Below are 21151 nucleotides of genomic sequence, written 5' to 3' on the forward strand. Positions count from 1 at the left end.
TATAATCGGGGCTTCCCAACCATTGCGCGCCGGGGGCGTTTTGCCGCCTTCCCACCGCGGGCCGCCGGGCGAATCCGGTGGGCGCGGGTGCGCATTTTTTCGATCATAGCGCGCATGCGGCCGAGCATTGCAGGAGCCATTCCATGGAGTTGCCGAAGAAATACCAGCCCGAGGAATCCGAAACCCGCTGGCTGAACGCCTGGGCGGAACAGGGCGTCTACCGGTGGGACCCGGCGCGGTCGCGCGAGGAGACCTTTGTGGTGGACACGCCGCCGCCGACGGTGAGCGGGTCGCTGCATGTGGGGCACCTCTTCAGCTATTCGCACCAGGACTTCATCGTGCGGTTTCAGCGGATGATGGGGAAGAACATCTTCTTCCCGATCGGTTGGGACGACAACGGGCTCCCGACGGAGCGGCGGGTGCAGAATCTGCTGAACGTGAAGTGCGAGGCGCACCTCCCCTACGACCCGGATTTCAAGGCGGCGCGCGGGAAGAAAGGCGACCCGACGCCGATCAGCCGGAAGAATTTCGTGGAGCTGTGCGACGAGGTCATCGTCGACGACGAGAAGGCGTTCAAACAGCTCTGGACGCGGCTGGGGATGAGCTACGACTGGGAGCAGGAGTACGCGACGATCAACGAGCACTCGCGGCGCATCTCGCAGCTGAGTTTCCTGGATCTGCTGGAAAAGGGCGAGATCTACCAGGACGAAAAGCCCGTGATGTGGGACGTGGACTTTCAGACCGCGATCGCGCAGGCGGAACTGGAAGACAAGGAGCGCCCGAGCGCCTACAATTTCCTGCGCTTCGGCGTGGAGGGCAGCGAGGCGAAGCTGGTGATTGCGACGACGCGACCGGAGCTGCTGCCCGCGTGCGTGGCGGTGCTGGTGCACCCGGACGACGCGCGCTACCGGGAGTTCGTGGGCAAGAACGCGATTACGCCGCTTTTCGAGGTTCCCGTGCCGATTATGGCGGACCCGAAGGCCGACCCGGAAAAGGGCACGGGGGTGGTGATGGTGTGCACCTTCGGGGACCAGACGGACGTGGAGTGGTGGCAGGCGTACAAGCTGCCGCTGCGCCAGATCATCGGGCGCGACGGCCACCTGCTGCCGGTGCTGTTTGTGAAGGCGGGCGAGGAGACTTCGGAGAAGGCCACGCACCTGGAGAAACTCGAGGACGGGCGCGAGGTGGTGGTGAGCATGGGCGCGGCGCGGACGGTTCCGAGTCTGAACCCGGACGCGGCCAATTCGGTATACGGCCAGATGAAGGGGAAGTACACGAAACAGGCGCAGAAGATCATTCTGGAGATTGCCGAGGGCCGCGAGGGCGTTATTGATCGTCCGGCGGAGGCGATCACGCACGCGGTGAAGTTTTTTGAGAAGGGCGATCGTCCGCTGGAGCTGGTGCCGACGCGCCAGTGGTACACGCGGATCATGGACAAGAAGGACGCGCTCGTCGCGCAGGGCCAGAAGATCCAGTGGCACCCGGAGTACATGGTGAAGCGGTACACCCACTGGGTGGAGGGGCTCAACCAGGACTGGTGCCTGAGCCGCCAGCGCTTTTTCGGGGTGCCGATTCCGGTGTGGTACCGCATTGACGAGCATGGCGAGGTGCGCTACGAGCAGCGGATCCTCCCCCCCGCCGGCGCGTTACCGATCGACCCGCTTTCCGATGTGCCCGCCGGGTTCGCCGCCGAGCAGCGCGATCAGCCCGGCGGCTTCACCGGTGAGCCGGACGTGCTGGACACGTGGGCGACGAGCTCGCTTTCGCCGCAGATCGCGTCGAAATGGGTGCTGGACGGGGAGCGCCACGCGAAGCTGTTCCCGATGGACATGCGGCCGCAGGCGCACGACATCATCCGGACCTGGGCGTTTTACACGATCGTGAAGGCGTATCTGCACGAGGGCGAAGTGCCCTGGCGGAATGTGGTGCTGAGCGGCTGGATTCTCGACCCGGACCGCAAGAAGATGTCCAAGAGCCAGGGCAATGTGGTGACGCCGGAGCCGCTTATCGACGAGTTCGGCGCGGACGCGGTGCGCTATTGGGCGGCCCGCGCGCGGCTGGGCGTGGACACGGCGTACGACGAGCAGGTGTTCAAGGTGGGCAAGAAGCTGGTCACGAAGGTTTTCAATGCGAGCAAGTTCGCCATCGGCCGCTTTGCCGATGTGCCGGCGGCGGAGATGACGCCCGACAAAATCACCACGGAGCTCGACCGCGCGGTTATCGCGGAGTTACGCCCGGTGATCGAGAAGGCGACCCGAGCGTTCCAGCAGTTCGACTACGCGCAGGCGCTGAGCCTGGTAGAGGACTATTTCTGGCGCGTGTTCTGCGACAACTACCTGGAGCTGGCGAAGCAGCGCACCTACGACGAGGGCCTGACGCCGGGGCGGCTCTCCGCGTGCACGACGCTGCGGCTGGTTCACCGCGCGCTCATCCGGCTGCTGGCGCCGTTTACGCCGTACATCACGGAAGAGGTCTGGAGCTGGGCCTACGCGGGCGACGCGGGCATGGCGAATACGGTTCACCGGAGCCCCTGGCCGTCGCTGGCGGAGTTCGAGGGCGTTCCCGCGCCGGCGCACGCGGACACCTACAACGTGACGATTGCGGCGGCCGACGCCGTGCGCAAGGCGAAGGCCGACGCCAACGTGAGCATGGCGGCGCCGGTGCGGCATGTGGCGTTTACCGTGGTGGAGAAGGCGCAGCCGGGCCTGGAGGCGACGTTGGAGGATATCCAGCGGATGCTGAAGATCGAGGCGGCGACGGTGCGCGTGGGCGCGGTGGAGAATGCGCTGGCGAGCGCGGAGACGAGGATGGCGCCGCCCGCCGAGGCGTAGGGGGTAAGGCATCCTTGCCTAACACAAATTAAGCCCGGCCTCGCATCGGTTCCTTCAACCTCGTTGCGAGGCCATTTTTTTAGGCAATCAAGTGTGGTGCGTTGGATGGCAATCGAAAGAGTGGAGGAAGAGGCATGTCAAGTGCGATATATGGTGCCTTCTTGTATATTTGGCCTGTCTGCAGTATACTATTTTATGAGTGTCCATGACACTTGCGGTGGACGTCGGTTGAGTTCGATCAGTGCTGCGTGAATACGGATGTAACGTCGTTGACAATGATCTCATCGGTGAAAAGCATAGACCATGTGGCGTTCTTTTCTTTAACGGACAACTCAAAGATGGAACCAGTAGCTCAAGGAAACGCGCAGAAGGGATGGAAGGTCGAATGTCACAGGATGATTCACTTCAAATTGTTCTCCAGACTGAAAAATCTGACGGTAGTTTCAAATGTGAGGGCTTCTCAGGCATCCCGGTGATTCATCCATGCTATATAGTCTTGGCAACTGATGGAACACCTCGGGCGCTGCGGAACGCTCTGAAACTGCGAGATTTCATCTGGGAGGAGCTTCAATATCTGGATCCGAGCGTTTCTTCGCCTTATGTCCCGTGCGGTGGCGCAATTCCCAATCCAGAAAAATGCCACGCGCACGCCACCGACCGTTGCAAAAAACTGCTCGTTCTAATCGGTGATGGTAGTGCAACTCTGCCCTCGGCTAGCCGCTTTGACCACTGGATGAGGAGAGACGATTCCTATGTAGCGCTTCCGGTTGTTCCCAAAGCAGTAATAGGCCGCATTTCCAAATACTTGCGACCTAGTTTTTCTGCTAGCAATGCGGTTTACTATGTCCACGATATAAGGGAGGTTGTACCGGCGGTGCTTTCTTCGGTCGGCTTAACGACCGATGAGAATCGTATCTTTATAAGTTATCGACGTGACGATACCCTAGACCTTGCGGATCAACTCTTTGATGCCCTTTCGCATGAAGGCTTCGAGGTGTTCCTGGACCGCTTTCGTGTTCCGCCCGCACTAAATTTTCAGCGCCGTCTGACCACAGAATTGGCAGACAAGGGCATGGTGCTCGTTCTCGAGTCTCGAACGTTTGATCAGTCAGAGTGGACGCGCTACGAAATAGAATTCGCCGTGAAACATCGTCTCGGGTTATACGCGATCCAGATGCCCGATGGAAAGGATCAAGCAGGTATCGAAAACGGCTCCCGACTGCGCCTGGGTACAACTCAACTGGAACCCTGCGGGAAAGTTCTCGACCCGAATTCGCTCAAGGATATCGTCGGCATAATCAAAGTCGAGCACGGCCGCAAACTGGTCTGGAGACGGCGACTTATGAGAGAATCGATGTGTCAAGCACTCGCCCTTGAAGGTATGACAACCTATCGTATAGGCCCTACGGGCGTGATTCACGTCACGGGCGGCGGGAGTGCGAAGAGAGACTATTCGATTAGTTTAACGCCGCGGCCACCAGTGTTACGCGATTTTCATGATACATATCTGCAAGCCAATTCTTTGACTTCATCTTGCGGATTGGTTGTGGGGCCGCTTGCTTCTCAAGAACCCTCGAATCAGGAGAGGGTGTACTGGCTGGGCGATGTAAGTGGTGTTCGATGTTTTGACGAGGGGAAGATGGCGGAGCTGGCAAGAGCGCTGAAGGGAGGCGCACTGTGAACGATCACGGTATTGGTGATACACGGCGACTTGGCGGGAAAACGGTGTTTCTTTCCGCCAGTGTCCCAAGGTCTGAGCGAAGTAATCAGTTTCAGACGATTCAAGACGCGCAGATACAAATAGAAGAAGCGGTGGTCAGTCTCACTCGTGCTGTGCTGGCAGAAGACGGCCGCCTCGTATTCGGCGGCCATCCCTCGATATCTCCTCTGGTGGGGCTAGTTGCGGCTGAATATGCCTTGTCACGATCTCCCGAAGGCGACGAACATTCAGCTCATGTTCGACACAACGATGGAGAGCGAACTGAGTTGATCCAAATCTTTCAGTCGGAGGCATTCCGCGGCTATCTCCCGGATGAGTCTTGGCAGCTTTTCCGTCGAGGCTTTGCCGGAGTGCAGTGGATACCGGCTGTAGCAAATGAGCGCTTCAACCCGGAGCTTCGCAGCGAACCTCAATGTACGCTGTCGCTGACGAGAATGCGTCGTGAAATGCTTGAGCGGACGAGTCCAATCGCCATGATTTGCATCGGTGGTATGGAGGGGGTAGAAGAAGAAGCAAAGCTATTCAGGGAAGTCTGTTCCAACAGTCGGATTTACGCTTTCGAGACAACCGGTGGCGCTGCGAGAAACTTGGTCAACAAGACGAAGAGCGTCCGTTCGTTCGACAAAGAGTTGATGGATCGACTTCATGATAATTTCTCTCTGCCGACTGACGTCGAAGGTGAACGGATTGAGAACTTGGTGCAACGTGAGGATAGCAAACACGACATTCGTGTCGTTCCTTATCCCCTCATCTGTCAGGCGCTCGTTCGCGAGATAGCTAGCGAAGATGAGGGCTTCCACATTCACGTAAGCGCCAGTGATTAGCCTGTGAAGATCGTTGACAACCCATTTGGCGCTTCCCTTAGTTGTCTCTTCAGAATTCCAAAATTCGGTACATTTCTTAAAGGATTCCCTTCTCGGCAGCCTCTTGGAATTCAGCGTGCGTCGTGGGAATTCCCTCGCTCTTGCAAAAATCGGCCCATTCATCGTGTTTTTGCCACAACTCGTCTAGCTCCGGCTTGCATACGGTTTCAATGTGGTCGTCAAGCCACCGCATGAACTCATCAACATTCGCAGTGTATTTTGTAACGATCACCTCCAGGAGGATTCCGTTATTCTGCTGCAAAATGAAGTCTCGTGACGCTTTGTTCCAATTTTTCCATTCGAGAAGTGACTTATTTGGAAGTTCGATGCCGGCACCGGCGCTCTCAGTGGATGCATAGCGTATCACGTGCGCAACAGGAGGGTTGGAATGATGCAGAAAATAGTTGCGAAGGTCTTGGAGAAAGCAGTGTAGTGGGCTTTGCTTGAAACGAAGATCTATTTCATTTTGGTAGGTCTTCAGTGCATCCGCAGGCAATATTTCTCTCGCCACACGGCGGGTGTGTTCAACTAGTGACATCACTGATGCGCAATAGTTGTGGAGCAGGCGAATAATCTCGATAAAGTCCACTTGGAGTTTATCACGATTTAATACTCCGTGAAATCGCGGGTCGAATCTGGAGTGTTTTTGCAGGAGCCTTTCGAGTTCGACGAAGTTTACTCTGAAAGTGCTGAACGAGACCTGAATCGTTTGCTTGAGTGTATAGATTTGGAAGCCTCTGCTTGCACGGTATGCATCCACCAGTTCCAGGTACTTCTTTCCCTGCATTTTTTATGATTCTCCGAGCTGTTGACTTTTTGGCGCTACTCATCGCTCGTCGCGCAATATGGGCAGAATTAGAGCGTCCCACTACTTCGACCAGCCCGAGTACCTACAGCGTCGAACATCCCTTTTTAAATGTGTCGATCTACTGATTTCGTACACAGGCCACAGGCCCAGGTCTCGGTAGAAATCGTCGGTTGCCTCAAACTACATTCCGCCGCCCTGATTGAGCTCATCCATTGCGGCCAGTGTATCTGCGTTGAGGACGGCTGAGCTTACCCCCATCCTTCGACAGGTACCGGGTTAAATTAAGATGTCCTAGTACGGTGGCAGATACGGTCTACCTCCGGACATCGTAGCAGTCCCCCCGGGGTTGGGGCAATGCCCCCCGAGGGGAACGCTTATTTGGGCCGCGGAGCGGAGGCCGTTTCCGCCGAAGGCGGAATGCCCGAAGGGCAAGGCCGGAGCGGAGCGGCCCAAATAAGCGCGCGATTTCTCCATGGGGTCAGCCATTGTGGTAGACATAGGCCGGCGTCCGCTTGCCCAGCCCGGCGTGAGGCCGTTCGTGGTTGTAGAATTGAAAGTACGCCGACAGGCCATCGTGCAGCGCGCGGCCGTCGGCATATTCGCGTAGATAGATGTCCTCGTACTTTACGCTTCGCCAGAGCCGCTCGATGAACACATTGTCCAGCGCCCGGCCGCGCCCGTCCATGCTGATGCGCACATCCCGCTCCAGCAGCGCGCTGGTGAATTCCGCGCTCGTGAACTGGCTGCCCTGGTCCGTGTTGAAGATGGCCGGACAGGCGCCCTCCAGGGCCCGCTCCAGCGCGTGCGTGCAGAAGCTGGCCTCCAGTGTGTTGGAGAGTTCCCACGTCAGCACGTAGCGGCTGAACCAGTCCATGACCGCCACGAGGTACATGAAGCCTCTGTACATCGGAATGTACGTGATGTCGGCGCACCACACCGCGTCTGGCACGGATATGACGAGATTCCGCAGACGGGCAAGCCCTGGTGGGCTTGACCGTCGCACGCCTGTGGTGGTTGGGGCTACCCGGGCCGGGACATACCCCCGCGTTTGGGGTGGATGCGGTGGGGAGACGGGATGGGTTTGGACGGGTGGTGGTTTGGGTTGTGGATGGTGTTGTGCGGCGGTACGTCCCTTGCACGGGCAAGCCCTGTCGGGCTTGACCGTGGCACGCCGGGGGTCTTGGGCTGTGGAACGTGGCGCACCTGGGGTCTTGGGGTGGGGAACGTGGCGCATCTTGGTGACCCGAGCCGGGACATACCCCCGCGTTGGGGGTGATTGGGTGGGGAAACGGGCTGGTTTTGGACGGATGCTGGTTGGGGTGGCGGATGGTGTTGTGCGGCGGTACGTCCCTTGCATGGGCTTGAGCTTGGCACGCCTGGATCATTCTGAGGGTTGGTGTGTTGGGTGGTGGTTGGTTTAGTTCTTGTGCGGTGGGTGGTTCGGGTCTATAATCGATTTGAGGGGCCGCGGGTTGTGGCCCCTGTCTGGTGGGAATTGAAGTACAAGGGGAATTCGCATGACGACACGACATTTTTCCGAATCGAACGCATTGAAACCTTCGCGGCGCGCATTTCTGGTGGCTTCGGGGGCGCTGGCGGCGGGGGCGACGCTGGCGGGGGCTCCGGCGGCGCGGGGATCGCTGGAGACGCTGGCGCTGAATGGGGGGCCGAAGGCGGTGACGCTTTCGAGCAGCGACGCGGCGCACTGGCCGCGGTATGACGCGGCGGATGAGCAGGCGGTGCTGGAGCTGATGCGGGCGCCGGGTTATGACCCGATTGACCGGCTGGAGGAGGACTGGCGGAGTTTTATCGGCGTGCCGCACGCGAAGGCGCATTGCAACGGGACGAGCGTGCTGGCGTCGATGTTTTTCGCGCTGAACCTGCCTCCGGGCAGCGAGATTATGGTGCCGAGCTACACGTTTTTTGCGACGATCGTGCCGATGCGGCTGTTCGGGCTGGTTCCGGTGTTTGTGGATATCAATCCGCGCACGTTGAATTTTGACCTGGAAGACGCGAAGAAGCGCCTCACGCCGCGGACGAAGGCGGTGCTGCCGGTGCACTGGATCGGGCTGCCGGCGGACATCGATCTTATCGGGGAATGGTGCGAGGAGAAGGGTCTGATCCTGCTGGAGGATGCGGCGCACGCGCATGGAGCGAAGCTGAAGGACAAGTACATGGGCGCGTGGGCGCGGATGGGGATTTTCAGCTACCAGATGTCGAAGCCGCTGCCGGCGATCGAGGGGGGTATCGGGACGTACCAGCTGCAGGAGGACTATGATCGGGCGACGGCGTTCGGGCATTACCAGGTTCCGGGGGTGCCGGCGGAGAGCGCGTATGCGCAGTATAACGGGACGGGGCTGGGCCTGAAGTTCCGGATGCACCCGATTGCGGCGGTGCTGGCGCGGACGCAGCTGAAGCATCTGGAGACGCGGAACGAGGCGGGGGTTCGGCAGGTGCGTTCGCTCAATGATCGGCTGTTGCAGTTGCCTGGGCTTTATGAGCAGACGAGCGGGCGGAAGGATGTGAAGCGCCTGCATTATTCGTGGAACATGCTGTTTATCGATGAGGGCGAGGCGGGGGTTTCGCGGGAGCGGGTGATTGCGGCGTTGCAGGCGGAGGGGGTGCAGGCGGATCCGCTTGCGTATCGCCTGCAACACGAGCAGCCGCTGTACCGGAAGGCGGAGTTCTGGGATCATCTCCCGGAGATTCCAGAGCTGCCGGGATCGAAACAGGCGAACGCGACGTCGGTGGCGCTGCCGTATTTCACGGAGGATGCGCCGGAATTGGTGGAGCAGTATGTAAAGGCGTTCGAGAAGGTGTGGGCGCACCGGAAGGAATTGGCCTGATCGCGGGGGGCGATCGGGAGAAGCGTGGGACCGCGGGCCGCCGGTGGCGGCCCGCGGTTGTGCGAAAGTCAGCTTTCCCGCTTCACGGGTGGTGGCCGCCGCCCCCGCCCGCCATACCCATGGTTCCGAAGTGCAGGACGAAGCCGGCTTCGTTCATGGGGAATTCATTGCTGAGGGCGTTCCCGGCCCATCGGATGAAGGCGACGTGCCCGTCCATATACAACACATTCGCGCCGCCGGGCACGTGGTTGAGATGTCTGGGATGCGGGGCGACGGTGTCGCTGGCGAGGACGATGTCTGACTGGGCCTGGGCGGAACCGGCGGGATTGTTAATATCGGTGATGAAGAATCGCTCGATACCCTCGCGCAGGCGAAATGCGGTGCTCACATTGCCGATGGCGCCATGGTGTCCGTGGAAGAAGAAGGCCCAATCCTTATCCACGTAGGCCGAGGCGGCATCGAAGCCGCCGTGCATGAATTCGTGTTCCAGTTCGCCGGCAAAAATACCGACGGCCTCGTTGAAGTGGGACATATTGTGGGCCAGGTCCGCGGCGTCGCACATGGACTGGCTCATCGCGAACCCGTTGTAGTAGTACGGGTGCGTGACGACCTCGCAGGGTTCCACGATGCCGTTGTTGGAGAGCGGGGAGGGCTGGTGCATCATGTGATTGGTATGGCCCTGGTCCCAGAGTTCCAGGGCGGTCGTGGCGGCGGCATTGCTCGGGCACACCAACACGTTGTAGTCCGACAAGTATTCCGGGAATACCCGCGCCGCGTCGAACATGGCGTTCCAGACCAACAAATCATCGTTGCAGCCGCGCACGCCCATTGCCGGGTAGCGCTCTCCGGGGCTCTCACCGGCGTACATTTTCAGTGCGAGGCCTATTTGCTTGAGGTTATTCTGGCAGCTTGCGCGGCGGGCGGCTTCTCGCGCGCGGGATAGCGCGGGCAGCAGTATGGCGGCGAGTATGCCGATTATGGCGATTACAACCAGCAGTTCAATCAGGGTAAATCCCTTTCTGGGCATCATGGTACTCCTTCAAACGGGGCATCGGCCCCGATATGCAGTGGTGGGGGGAGGGCGCGGCGGAATGCCGGCCCGGATGCGGCGCAAGCGCGGGCGAATGTGGAGCGCCCGCAATCGGCGCCCATGCAGGTATGAAGGGGTATCAGGCGGGCGGGGCGCGGTTGGGGGCCGCGCCGCGGGAGAACGCGCCGACAAACTGCTCCGCCACGGGTATGGCGCCGGCAAAATGGGCCGGGGCGGGAAGCGGGGCTGTGAAGAAGAGCGGCGGATCCGTCTTCGCTATAAGCAAGTTGCAGAATGCGCAGCGCGACTGCTCGGGCGTGACGGGATCGGGGGCAGGGGCGCTGGATCCATCGTCATCCGGCGGCATGTAGCAGCAGATACCGGCGGGCGCGGGGGTGCTCCCCCCGGTCGGGCCGCAATGCGCATCCATCGCCGCCTGCGTTGCACACAGGCCGGGAATCAGGGCCCGGCACGACGCAAGTATGTAGAAGAGCACCAGGAAGCCCGAAACGCCCCATGCCGCGCACGCGCCGCGGCGCACGCCGGACACGGTTCGGGATGTGTTGTAATCGAGACTCACGTCCTGATTCTCCTCAGGAGGGCCACTGCTGAAAGGCCCTTGCCACCTTCCAGGACTTTACGGCGTTTGCGTGTGGTTTTTCAAATGGAGGCCGAGTCTGTTGTTGACCGGATGGGGGTATCGCGAGTACAATTCGGGCATGCAGCACCCGCGATTTATACTTGCCCCACGCCCGGACGGGCTCTGGCTGGCTGGTTCCGCGCCGATTTGAGTTTCGGGCGCGCGCCTGCGCGCTGTCTGTGCTGATTCCCCTCTCCCCCACGCTATGCCCCCATTGGAGAATGCCCCATGTCATCCGCCCCTGGCGCCCTGGCCCATGAAGTCGCCCGCCGCCGCACCTTTGCGATTGTGTCGCACCCGGACGCGGGCAAGACGACAATAACGGAGAAATTCCTGCTGTATGGCGGCGCGGTGCACCTGGCGGGATCGGTGACGGCGCGGAAGAACCAGCGGCAATCGACGTCGGACTGGCTCGAACTGGAACGGAAACGCGGCATTTCGATCAGCTCGACGGTGCTGCAGTTTGATTACAACGGCTACCGGGTGAATCTGCTGGACACGCCGGGTCACCAGGATTTCTCGGAGGATACGTACCGGGTGCTGACGGCGGTGGACGCGGCGATTATGGTGATTGACGCGGGTAAGGGCATCGAGGCGCAGACCTTGAAGCTTTTCGAGGTGTGCCGTCACCGGGGGGTGCCCATTTTTACGTTTATCAACAAGATGGACCGCCCGGCGCGGGATCCCTTTGAGTTGCTGGACGAGCTGGAGCGGCAGTTGGGGATTGCGCCGTATCCGGTGAACTGGCCGCTGGGCAATGGGCCGGAGTTCCGGGGGGTGTGGGACCGGCAGACGAAGATGGCGCACATCTTTGAGCGGACAAGCGGCGGCGCGCACCGGGCTCCGGTGCAGACGGCGGGCCTGGACGATGAGTTTGTGCGCAAGCAGCTGAACCCGGCGCTTTACGAGGCGGTGCGCGAGGAGGTGGAGATGCTGGAGGGCGCGGGCGCGACGTTTGACCCGCGGGATGTGCTGGATGCGAAGACGACGCCGGTGTATTTTGGCAGCGCGCTGAACAATTTCGGGGTGCAGCTGTTGCTGGACGGGTTTTTAAAGTATTCCGCTCCCCCGGCGCCGCGGCGGAGCGCCACGAACGGGGCGATCACGCCGCAACACAAGGCGTTTTCGGGGTTTGTGTTCAAGATCCAGGCGAACATGGACCCGAACCACCGCGATCGCATAGCGTTTATCCGGGTGGTTTCGGGGAAGTTCGAGCGGAACATGAACGTAATCCACACGCGCACGGGGCGGAAGGTTCGGCTGGGCAACGCGAGCAAGATTTTCGGGCAGGACCGGGAGACGATTGAGGAAGCGTACGCCGGGGACGTGGTGGGGATTGTGGGCAACAATCTTTTCGCGATCGGGGACACGCTGGCGGAGGAGAATGGGGTAGCGTTTGACGAGATCCCGTTCTTTGCGCCGGAGTGCTTTACGTATATCGAGAATACGCAGCCGTCTCAGGCGAAGCGTTTCCGCACGGGGCTGGACCAGTTGTTGCAGGAGGGGGTGTATCAGCGCTACCGGATTCACGACGCGGCGCGGAATGTTCCGTTGATCGGCGCCGCGGGCCCGCTTCAGTTCGAGATTGTGCAGTATCGGCTGCAGGACGAGTATGGCGCGGAGACGCGTCTCCAGCATGCGCCGTGGACCCAGACGCGGTGGGTGCATCCGGAGGTGGATCTGGACAAGGTCCCGATTCCGCCGGGGGTGAAGCGGGCGTATGACGGGCACGAGCGGGCGGTGCTGTTGTTTGAGACGAACTGGGGGCTGAATTACTTCATGGAGAAGAATGCGGACGTGCCGTTGGCGAAACTGCCGTTTGACGCGTAGGGGGACGTTTGGGGGGATGCCTGGTCGGCGACGGGACAGCCGCGCCGGTTGGCAGTGTTGTGCGTTGGTTCGGCTCGCTTTGGGTCGTGTGCGGGCTGTTGGTACGTGGGGTGATGGGGCGCCGCAATTCCTGGGGACACATGACGCTTCGCGTCACCCGTTAAGGCTGAAATACTGACCCGGACTGTTGGCGATGTACTGGAGTCGCTCACGCTCAAGCCTTTGCGGCGGAGCCGCGGAGCTCGGTCGGCGACGGGACAGCCGCGCCGGTTGGCTGTGTCGTGCGTTGGTTGGGGTCGCTTTGGGTCGTGTGCGGGCTGTTGGTACGTGGGGTGATGGGGCGCCGCAGTCCCTGGGGACACATTTCCCTGGGGGTACAGGCACCCGCGAATTCAAGGTGGTTGGAACGCTTTCGCGGCGAAGGTTATTTTTTCGCGGGAGCCAGTCCCCCTTATCTCCATAGTGTCAGGGTAATGAGGGAAAGTCCGAGCAGGAAGAGGTCGCTGGCGCGCTGGCGGAGGTCCTTGATGCCGGTGGGGCCTTGTGGACAGGCGCAGCCGGGCGCGGGCGGATTGGCGGCGGCGCGAAGTTCTTCCTGGGAGAGCTGACCGTCGTTGTTGGTGTCGATCTGATTGAACATGGCCGCCGTCAGGTTGCTTGCCGCGGCCTGGGCCTCGCCGAAGTTCAACAGTCCGTTAGCATCGAAGTCGGCCGTTGCGAAATGGTCCAGCAGTTGCTGCGCGATTTCGGGCAGGGTCTCTCCTTCACCTTCACCCTCACCCTCTCCTTCACCTTCACCCTCTCCTTCACCTTCTCCTTCACCCTCTCCCTCACCTTCTCCCTCACCTTCTCCCTCACCCTCTCCTTCACCTTCTCCCTCTCCTTCACCTTCTCCCTCTCCTTCCGCTGCCTCCGTGACGGTGATGAAGGCCTCCTTGATTTCGGTGTAGACGCCGAGAATCCCGGTTACCACGATGCGGCTGGCGTATTCGCCGGGATTGTTGAAGGTAAAGGTGATGGGGCCTTCGGGGTTTTCCGCGTCAATGCTGCCGCTATTGTCGAAATCCCACAGGGCGCCAATCACGTCGCCGGTGGTGGCGTTCTGAAAGGTCACGGTCAGCGGTGCGGCGCCGGCGCGTGGTTCCGCGGTGAAGTCCGGTATCGGGATTACGTTTTCGCGGACAGCGGCCTGGAAATCGGCGAAGCCGGCCGCGCCATTGGAAGCGGTCACGGTCGCGCGGACGGTGACGGGGCCGATTGCGGCGGGTCCTTGCGCCCATATGCCGCCGTCGGTGAAGACGCCATCCCCCGCGACGAGGTCGGGGACTACGCCATTGTCGAAGATTGCGAAATCCGCCGTGGTGAGGCCCACGACGCCGCCCGGGTCCACGCCGTTCACCGGGCTGTAGATGTACGGGTAGATCCGGGTAATGTCGGATCCGGTCGCGGTGAAGAACCAGGTATCCACGATCTGCGCGGTCGCGCGCTCCTGGCGAATGAGGGTAATTCGGGGATCGCCCGTCAGGCCGGTGACCGCGGGGGCGCCATCGCCGAAATCCATGACGAGGAGGTCTCCGGGAGGGTAGTCCGCGCCATGGCGGATCCCGCCGACGAAGAGCACGCGCTGGCCGTCGGCGGAAATCGCGGATAGCGGGCTGCCCACCGTGAACCCGGCGAGGCTCAGCGGGACGACGCCCGAGCCGTCCGCGGCGGCCCACCGGATGGTTGGGTTGCTGCCGCCGCCGATGTCGAATTGATGCGAGGTGGCTGTCGCGTCGCCGCTCAAGTCTGGATTCGTGGGCCAGCGGCCCGCCCCGGGCACGCCGGGGTCGACCAGGATGGGGTTGTCGATGTCATCGAGCGGGGCCACAAGCAGGCCCTGGGGATCCGGCGCGGTCCCGGCCCAGCGGCAGAAGGCGACGGTCGATCCGTCGTCCGAAATGCTCGGACCGCGAAAGCTCATCCCGTTCAGGTTCGTCAGGACGGACGCGTCGCCCGCGGGGGTCCGGGGGTCTTTTAGCAGCAGGCTTGCGGGGTTGTTGGCCGAGGGGTAATTCCCGCCGACGGGGATGAGGGCGACGGTCGCGGCGTGGTCGATGGCGAGTACGCCACCGGCGGCGGTGACTTCGACGGCGGTTGGCGCGATGCCGGGGATCTCCTGTAGACGCGCGGCTTCCTGCATCGGGGTGTAGGCTCCCGAATCGATTTCAACGGCGTAGACCGTGAATCCCGAGGCGGGCGGTGCTTCGGGGTCGGAGGAGCCGCCGTAGGGGCCGAAGCGGTTAATGAACAGGGCCACCTCACCGTTTCCGGAGAGCGCGAAGTTCTGTCGGGCGGTGAAGAGATTGAGGTCCAGGAGGTTGGTCTCTCCGTAGGCGGTGTGAGAGATTTGGGAGAGGACATCTTCGGTCATACCCGACGCGCGATCATAGCGGCGGATTGTATCGGAAGGCCTCCCGTAGTCTTTCTCCCCGATGGCGTAGACGACGCGCGAACCGTCGTCGGAAATGCCGTATGTGGCGTACAGCAGCGGGATGTTGAATACCGGCCCGGAGAACAGTACGACTTCGCCGGTTCCGTCGGTGCGCATGAGGCGCAGGGTCTGGATCAATTCAGCGTTCTGCTGCGTCCGAAAGACGACCCACTCGCCGTCGCCCGACATGTGGAAATCGAGGATGCGGTAATCGTTGGCCACGACATCGCTGATTTGGGTGTAGTGTCCGCTTCGGAGCAGGGGCGCGGTCTCGGCGCTGTAGGCGGGGCCGCAGACGAGCGCCAGGAAGAGGAACGCCAGGAGGATCACGAGCAGGCGCACGAGCCAGGGCGCGAGATGCGGGTGTCGCAGGGAAATGGGGAGATGGAAATGGGGGTGGTGTTCGCGCGTGAAGAAGTGCGCGGCAGGACGGGGCGCCATGGCGATCTCCTCGACTGCGATACTTCGCAGCAGTCAGAAACGGATCCCAGACCCCATGGCGGCAGGCGAATCCCCAGCCCGCCCCAGGCTTCCCCGCGCCGCCTGGATCGGTGGTCGCGCGTATGGGCGCGCGACGTTGTCTACTAATATTATGGACCGAATTGGTGGAATTGTAAACGAGAAATTATGGGGGATTTGGGTTTTGTGTGGGGATTGTTCCGCTGAGCGGAACGGTATGCATTCCCACGGGGGACCGTGGGAACGAGTTCCGGGTGGCGAGGGAAGGGAGAAGGGTGAAGTGAGAAGGGTGAAGGGTGAAGGGTGAAGGGTGCTTCGAGTTTTGTCGGTTGTTTTGACGCGGAATGTCCGCGATCCTGGCGCGCCTTCGGCGCTTTGGACAGCCGGGACGGCTATCCTACCTTTGCGCCCTTCGGCGCGGTACACAGGCGGGACGCCTGTGCCACTTTCCTTTCGAGGTGGTCTTGTTGGAGTAGGGGAACTCTTGGGGGTGAGCTCAGGTTGCCGCGGAATGTCCGCGATCCTTTTTCTCGGGAATGTCTGAGAGCCTGGATTGCCGGGATGGGCAGGGTTATTCTTCGAGTTGTTCGATGAGTTCGGAGGCTTCGGCCTTGTTTTTGAGGCGGGCGATTTGGGCTCCGGTGGCGCCGAGTTTGTGGAGCAAATCAATTTGCATGGGGGTGGGGCGCAGGTGGAGGGCCTCAATGAGGGCGGAGGCGTCGGCCTGGCTGACGACCTGCTGGATACGGGCGGCGGAGGCTCCGAGCCGTTCGAGGTGCGCGATCTGTTTGGGGGTGGCGGGGGCCTGGGTCTGGTGGAAGCGGCGCAGCGCATCAATGCGATCAGACGCCGCGGCGCGATCCAGGCTCACGATTTCGGACTCTCTGGCGCCCAGCCGCCGGAGATACTCCTTCTGTGCCTCGGTTGCGGGGGCGCCGGCGGGCCCGCGGGCGGTATTCTCGACGCGGCTGGCCATCTGGGGGGCGGGATTGCTGCTGCTCCCGATGAGGGCGATCTTCTGGCCGCATTTGTTGCACTGGCCGCGCTGGCCGAGGTATTTGGGGGCTACGCGCAGCACCTGCCTGCAATTGGGGCATATGAATTGGAGCATGTTCCAGGGTTCTCCCGGCGGGCGCCGGTCAAGTGTAATAGCGCGCTTCGAGGGACTTGAGGTAGCGCAGGCCGTCTCCGAGCAATTGGTCGCTGGACTCGGCGAGGGAGCGCCACATACAGGTGGCGGCGGCCATGGCTGGCGACACGCTCTCGAAGGATTCGAGCCCGACGATGCCCTGGTAGCCCGACTCGCCGAGGGCGCGGTAGATGGCGTCCCAATCGACGGTGCCGGTCCCCGGGGTTCCGCGGTGGCTTTCGCTGAGGTGCACGTGACAGAGCCAGGGGGCGGCTTTCCTGACGGGGTGGTAGAAGTCGTTTTCCTCGATGTTCATGTGGTAGGCGTCTAGGTGGACGCGGACGTTGGGTTCGCCGATGCGGTCCATCAGGGCGAGGGCCTGGTCGGCGGTGTTGATAAGGAAGGTTTCGTAGCGGTTGATGGCTTCGATGCCGAGAATGACGCCCCGGTCGGCCGCGAACCGGGCGGCCTCCCGCAGGACGCTGGCGGCGCGGTCCCAGTACTCCTCGCCGGGGCGTCCCGTAATCTTCCCGCCTATGGCGGAATAGGTGACGCCGGTGAACACGGTGGCTCCCATGTCCGCCGTGGCGGCGATGCACTGCTTCAGGTAGTCCAGGGCGGCGGCGCGGACAGCGCCGTCCTCCGCGGTGGGGTCGGTGGCCTCGCCGCAGGCGGTGGAGGTGCAGAGGTTCATTCCCGCCGCCCGGGCGCGATCGCGGATGGCCCCGGCGTCGACTTTTTCGATTTCCATCAGGGGCACCTCGACGAGGTCGAAACCGAGCCCATTGGCGCGGTCGATGATGTCGAGGGTGTCGTTGCTCCAGCTATTGGTCCAGGCGTAAGCGTGGACGGCGTAATTCAATGGCTTCATGGACTTTCTCTCCTGTTCCGTTTCGCGGACTCCCCGGGCGCCTGGCTCCCAGTTTCCCGCGCGTGGGGGCACCCGTTCAAGGCCTGTCGCCCATCAGGTCGTCGAAGTCCTCAAGGGCGTCCATATCCTCTTCCTCCTCATCTTCGGCGGAGGCGTCGTTGTCGGACTCGTATTCGTCGATCATGGCCTGGGCGACACCGGCGGTTGTAAGAAACGTCAGCTCGTCGTCGGTTACCCCGTAGGCTCGAAGGATTTCGAGTTGTTCGCGGGTCGGCGGCGGCTGCAAGACTTCGATGAGGCGGACGGCGTCGCCCTTGGTGGCGACACGGGCGATCTGGGCCTCGGTGGCCCCGAGATCGCGGATTCGGGCGATCTGTTCGGGGGTCGGCGGGGCCTCGGCTTCGGAGGCGTCCTCAAAATCGGTTACGACCTCGTCGTCCCAGTCGGAGATACCGTCGAGGGCGGCCTCGATACCGCCGCCGACGTAGCCGGGGCCTTCGGGCTCGGGGTTCGGGGTGTGAAATTCCCGCGGGCCGAGCTTCTGGGCGAGCTGTGCGGTGAGGATATTGCGGCTTCCGATGAGTGCGATGCGCCCGCCGCATTTCTTGCAGTAGCCGCGAAACCCGAGAAACTGGGGGCGGATTTGGAGATGCTCCTCGCAGTGGGGGCAAATGAAGATCATGCGAATCGGTTCCCGGACATGTATTGGCATATATAGCGCGCGGGGTCCCCGGCGGATGGCTTGACGCGGCGACCACAGGCGCTATAGAGTGTGAGGCATCATAGTGGCTGGCAATTTCGGAACGCAACCAGGGCCATACGAGGGCAGCGCTACAAGCAATGATGACGAAATCATTTCGATTGCTGCTCGCGGCGTTGGCGCTTCCGGGGGCCTTGTTCCTGGCGCCGGTATCGCGCGCGGAAACGGGGGGCGCGCCCTGGACGTATCGGGCGGAGGCGCTGGAAGACGGGGTTTTTCTGCGGAACTGGCTGATCTGCGGGCCTTTTCCGAATCCGGTGGACGATGGGGGGCTTGGGGCGTGCCTGCACGACGCGGGGTGCACGGGGTTCTTCACGGACTACCTGGTTCCGATCGGCGGAGAGACCGGATGCGCGCCGCAGGAGCGGCTGGAGGTACCGGGTCCGGACGATAGCTACCGGCGCTGGACGGGGGTTCAGGCGCTGGGCGACCGCATCTATTTCGACGATTACCTCTCCCCCGCCGCGTATCAGACGGGTTACGCGGTCTGCTGGATCGATGCGGACGCGGCGGAGGATCGCCTGGTTAGCGTGGGGAGCAATGACGGTATCCGAATTTGGGTGAACGGGCAGGAGGTGTTTCGCTACCACACGGGGCGTTACATCCGCCCGGACGAACACTACCTGCGGCTCCCGCTCCAGTCGGGCCGCAACCAGATTTTGGTGAAGCTGGACAATTGCGAAGGGCGCTGGGGGTTCATGATGCGCCCCGTGAGCAATGAGCACGCCAAGAAGGAGGTGATCACCCGCCTCAACCAGGTCCTGCGGTTCGATTATCGTCTGAACGAGACGGGCTTCGCGCTGACGCTGGGCGATCCGACGGTAATCGGCAATATCGCGGAACTTCCCGAGGCGCGCATTACCGTGTTTGATCTGGAGGGCAACGCGGTGGCGCGTTTCGAGGCTCCGCTGTGCCACCCGGTCGCCCTGCCGTTCAGCGATTACCCTGAAAACGAGTACCGGCTTGAGGGGGCGGTGCTCTGGCCCTTTCGCGGACGGATTGTTGTGCCGGGAATGCTGTATCGCGGGGATTTACGGGCGGAAGTGCAGGCGCTCGTGTCCCCCGGCCAGCCGTCCACGCCGGAGAGCCGTCCGGCGGAGGCGATTGCGGATTTGGTGTCGAGCATCGTCCGGCTGGACGCGCACCAGGCTTTTGGCGGGGAGCCTCGGGCCTACCGGCGGCTGAAGACGGGTATTACCCAGGCGATTGAGACTTCGATTGCGATTGGGCCGGACGCTCCGCCGTACGCGCGGCTTTTCCCGGCCCCGCGGCAGTTTGGCACGAGCGGTCACGCGCAGGTGGATATCGGCGGCAACTGGACGCTGCAAATTGCCCCCGGCCTGTTCGCCGAGGGACTGGAAACGTCTCTTGCGGCGTCGTGGGCGGAGCTGACGGGCCCCCTTGACGCCGGTCCGGCGGCGCATGTTGTGCGCGTGATCGCGATGACACCCGGGGATGCGGTCCCCGGCGGGGAAGCGCTTGCGCTGCCGGAAGACTCGGCTTCGCTGCTGGAGCTGGTTCCCGAGGCCGCCGAGGGATACGCGATCCGCCTTGACGGCGGCGGCGCCATCATTGCGGGGCGGACGGCGGCGGGCGCCTACTATGGCCTCGACACCTTCCTGCAGCTCATCGGACAGACGCCGATTTCGGCGTCGAACCAGCGTTCGCTGGCGGGGGGCACGATCATCGACGCGCCTCTGTATGAGACGCGGGCGGCGGTGTACACGCTCGACGCGTTCGACGACGCTTTTCGCGACTGGGTTGATCACCTGGCGCGGCTTCGCTACAACACGCTTTTTCTGGCTTCGCCGCTGTATCCGGATTTGGAGGACAGCGAGATCCAGCCCATGCTGGTGTCGGCGTATGCGTACTGCCGCGCGCGCTTCATCGAGCCGATCCCGTTGGTAGAGACCTTCGGGGCGGACACGCTGGCGGCGCGGATCGATCCGAACCTGCTGGAGGGCGTCTACCACGAGGAGCTGGCGGTTGAAGTGGATAGCCTCCGGCGGCTGAACCTTCCCTACGACCGGTTGATCAACGCGGCCACGACGCGGCCGCGACTGCGCACGGAGAAGGGATACAAGATTCTCCGGCTGGATCGGGATTACGAGATCCACTCCCTGTCGCCTCCGGTCATCCAACTCAAGGGTCAGGCCCCGGTGCAGACGGGCGAGAAAATCCTGGTATCGGCGGATCTTGTGGATCGGTCGCTGGCTCCGACCGCGGCGGCGTGCCCATCGGATTCGGAGACGTGGCTGATCGCGGAGCGGGTGCTCGGAGATATCTTCGAATACCTTCAACCGCGCGGCGCGCACCTGGGCCACACGGGTGCGGGCTACCTGAACCGGGACAGCCGCTGCCTGGACCGGGAGCTGCCGAATGACTTGATCCTGGCGGACGCGGTGCAGAAGGGCTTCGACATTGTGCGGAAGCTGGACCGGAAGGCCACGGTGTACATTTGGGGGGATCATTTCAATCCGATGCAGTCGGCGCTGGCGCTTGACGCGCTGAAGGCCCCGGAGTACCTGCCGCGGGACATTACGGTGATTGACTGGCACTACCGGAGCAATTCCTACTACGATGTCTGGCGTGTGGAGCAGGGCATCCGCTATTTCGACCAGTTTGGATTCGGCACGTTGGGCGCGGCGCGGAGCAATCCATTGAATGTCGCGCAGCTGGCGGAAATGAAGCCGGCGCACCCGCGGCGCTTTCGCGGATTGGTGTACCGCCCGGAATCCGAACGCGATGGCGGCGAGTACGCGGTGTCCCAGGCGGGGTGGGAAGGGCGCACGATGCTGGGTGTGTTGCCGGATTAAGGCGGCCCGGCTCAACGCGGGGTTTCCGTTCGTGCGGCGCGGGCGGATCATGCTAGAATTCTGGAAACTTGGCCG

14 protein-coding genes are annotated in these 21151 nt (G+C 62.2%); 6 read left to right on the forward strand and 8 right to left on the reverse strand.

Annotated features, from left to right (window positions below):
• The first annotated feature begins 143 nt into the window (after nucleotides 1-143).
• The 3 genes from KF886_09810 to KF886_09820 all read left to right on the forward strand — a co-directional run bounded on the left by KF886_09810 (nucleotide 144) and on the right by KF886_09820 (nucleotide 5375).
• A complete protein-coding gene (locus tag KF886_09810; protein MBX3177645.1) occupies nucleotides 144-2831 on the forward strand; it encodes a valine--tRNA ligase in 2688 nt (895 codons plus the stop codon).
• Nucleotides 2832-3072: 241 nt separating this feature from the next.
• On the forward strand, nucleotides 3073-4512 hold the full coding sequence (locus tag KF886_09815; GenBank protein ID MBX3177646.1) for a toll/interleukin-1 receptor domain-containing protein: 1440 nt from the start codon (nucleotides 3073-3075) through the stop codon (nucleotides 4510-4512).
• Nucleotides 4509-5375 carry a hypothetical protein gene (locus KF886_09820; GenBank protein MBX3177647.1) on the forward strand — a complete coding sequence of 289 codons (867 nt, stop codon included), beginning with the start codon at nucleotides 4509-4511 and terminating at the stop codon, nucleotides 5373-5375. Before KF886_09815 ends, KF886_09820 begins: the two co-directional genes overlap by 4 nt.
• A 76-nt stretch (nucleotides 5376-5451) precedes the next feature.
• Here KF886_09820 and KF886_09825 read toward each other — a convergent pair whose 3' ends face one another.
• On the reverse strand, nucleotides 5452-6201 hold the full coding sequence (locus tag KF886_09825; protein ID MBX3177648.1) for a hypothetical protein: 750 nt from the start codon (nucleotides 6199-6201) through the stop codon (nucleotides 5452-5454).
• A gap of 499 nt (nucleotides 6202-6700) precedes the next feature.
• A complete protein-coding gene (locus KF886_09830) occupies nucleotides 6701-7171 on the reverse strand; it encodes an IS3 family transposase (protein ID MBX3177649.1) in 471 nt (156 codons plus the stop codon).
• A 568-nt stretch (nucleotides 7172-7739) separates the two neighbouring features.
• Between KF886_09830 and KF886_09835 the strand changes: the two genes are divergently transcribed.
• A complete protein-coding gene (locus tag KF886_09835; GenBank protein ID MBX3177650.1) occupies nucleotides 7740-9068 on the forward strand; it encodes a DegT/DnrJ/EryC1/StrS family aminotransferase in 1329 nt (442 codons plus the stop codon).
• A gap of 82 nt (nucleotides 9069-9150) precedes the next feature.
• Here KF886_09835 and KF886_09840 read toward each other — a convergent pair whose 3' ends face one another.
• Together KF886_09840 and KF886_09845 are read right to left on the reverse strand one after the other, a co-directional pair.
• Nucleotides 9151-9897: a hypothetical protein gene (locus KF886_09840; GenBank protein MBX3177651.1), complete on the reverse strand. Its 747-nt coding sequence runs from the start codon at nucleotides 9895-9897 to the stop codon at nucleotides 9151-9153.
• 340 nt (nucleotides 9898-10237) lie between these two features.
• The gene (locus KF886_09845) at nucleotides 10238-10678 is read right to left on the reverse strand and encodes a hypothetical protein (protein ID MBX3177652.1); all 441 of its coding nucleotides are present in this window, start codon (nucleotides 10676-10678) and stop codon (nucleotides 10238-10240) included.
• 288 nt (nucleotides 10679-10966) lie between these two features.
• On the opposite strand from KF886_09845, the gene KF886_09850 reads away from it, so the two are divergent.
• Nucleotides 10967-12568 carry a peptide chain release factor 3 gene (locus KF886_09850; protein MBX3177653.1) on the forward strand — a complete coding sequence of 534 codons (1602 nt, stop codon included), beginning with the start codon at nucleotides 10967-10969 and terminating at the stop codon, nucleotides 12566-12568.
• Between the two features lie 451 nt (nucleotides 12569-13019).
• Here KF886_09850 and KF886_09855 read toward each other — a convergent pair whose 3' ends face one another.
• The 4 genes from KF886_09855 to KF886_09870 form a co-directional block, all read right to left on the reverse strand.
• A complete protein-coding gene (locus tag KF886_09855; protein MBX3177654.1) occupies nucleotides 13020-15482 on the reverse strand; it encodes a hypothetical protein in 2463 nt (820 codons plus the stop codon).
• Nucleotides 15483-16071: 589 nt separating this feature from the next.
• Nucleotides 16072-16611, reverse strand: coding sequence for a hypothetical protein (locus tag KF886_09860; GenBank protein ID MBX3177655.1), 540 nt, complete (start codon nucleotides 16609-16611; stop codon nucleotides 16072-16074).
• Between the two features lie 28 nt (nucleotides 16612-16639).
• Entirely contained in the window at nucleotides 16640-17500 is an 861-nt protein-coding gene (locus KF886_09865; GenBank protein MBX3177656.1) for a sugar phosphate isomerase/epimerase, read from the reverse strand.
• Between the two features lie 76 nt (nucleotides 17501-17576).
• Nucleotides 17577-18182, reverse strand: coding sequence for a hypothetical protein (locus tag KF886_09870; GenBank protein MBX3177657.1), 606 nt, complete (start codon nucleotides 18180-18182; stop codon nucleotides 17577-17579).
• A gap of 158 nt (nucleotides 18183-18340) precedes the next feature.
• Between KF886_09870 and KF886_09875 the strand changes: the two genes are divergently transcribed.
• Entirely contained in the window at nucleotides 18341-21076 is a 2736-nt protein-coding gene (locus KF886_09875) for a hypothetical protein (protein ID MBX3177658.1), read from the forward strand.
• The last annotated feature ends 75 nt before the right edge of the window (nucleotides 21077-21151 follow it).

The sequence above is a fragment of the Candidatus Hydrogenedentota bacterium genome (genome assembly GCA_019637335.1).
GTDB lineage: Bacteria > Hydrogenedentota > Hydrogenedentia > Hydrogenedentales > JAEUWI01 > JAEUWI01.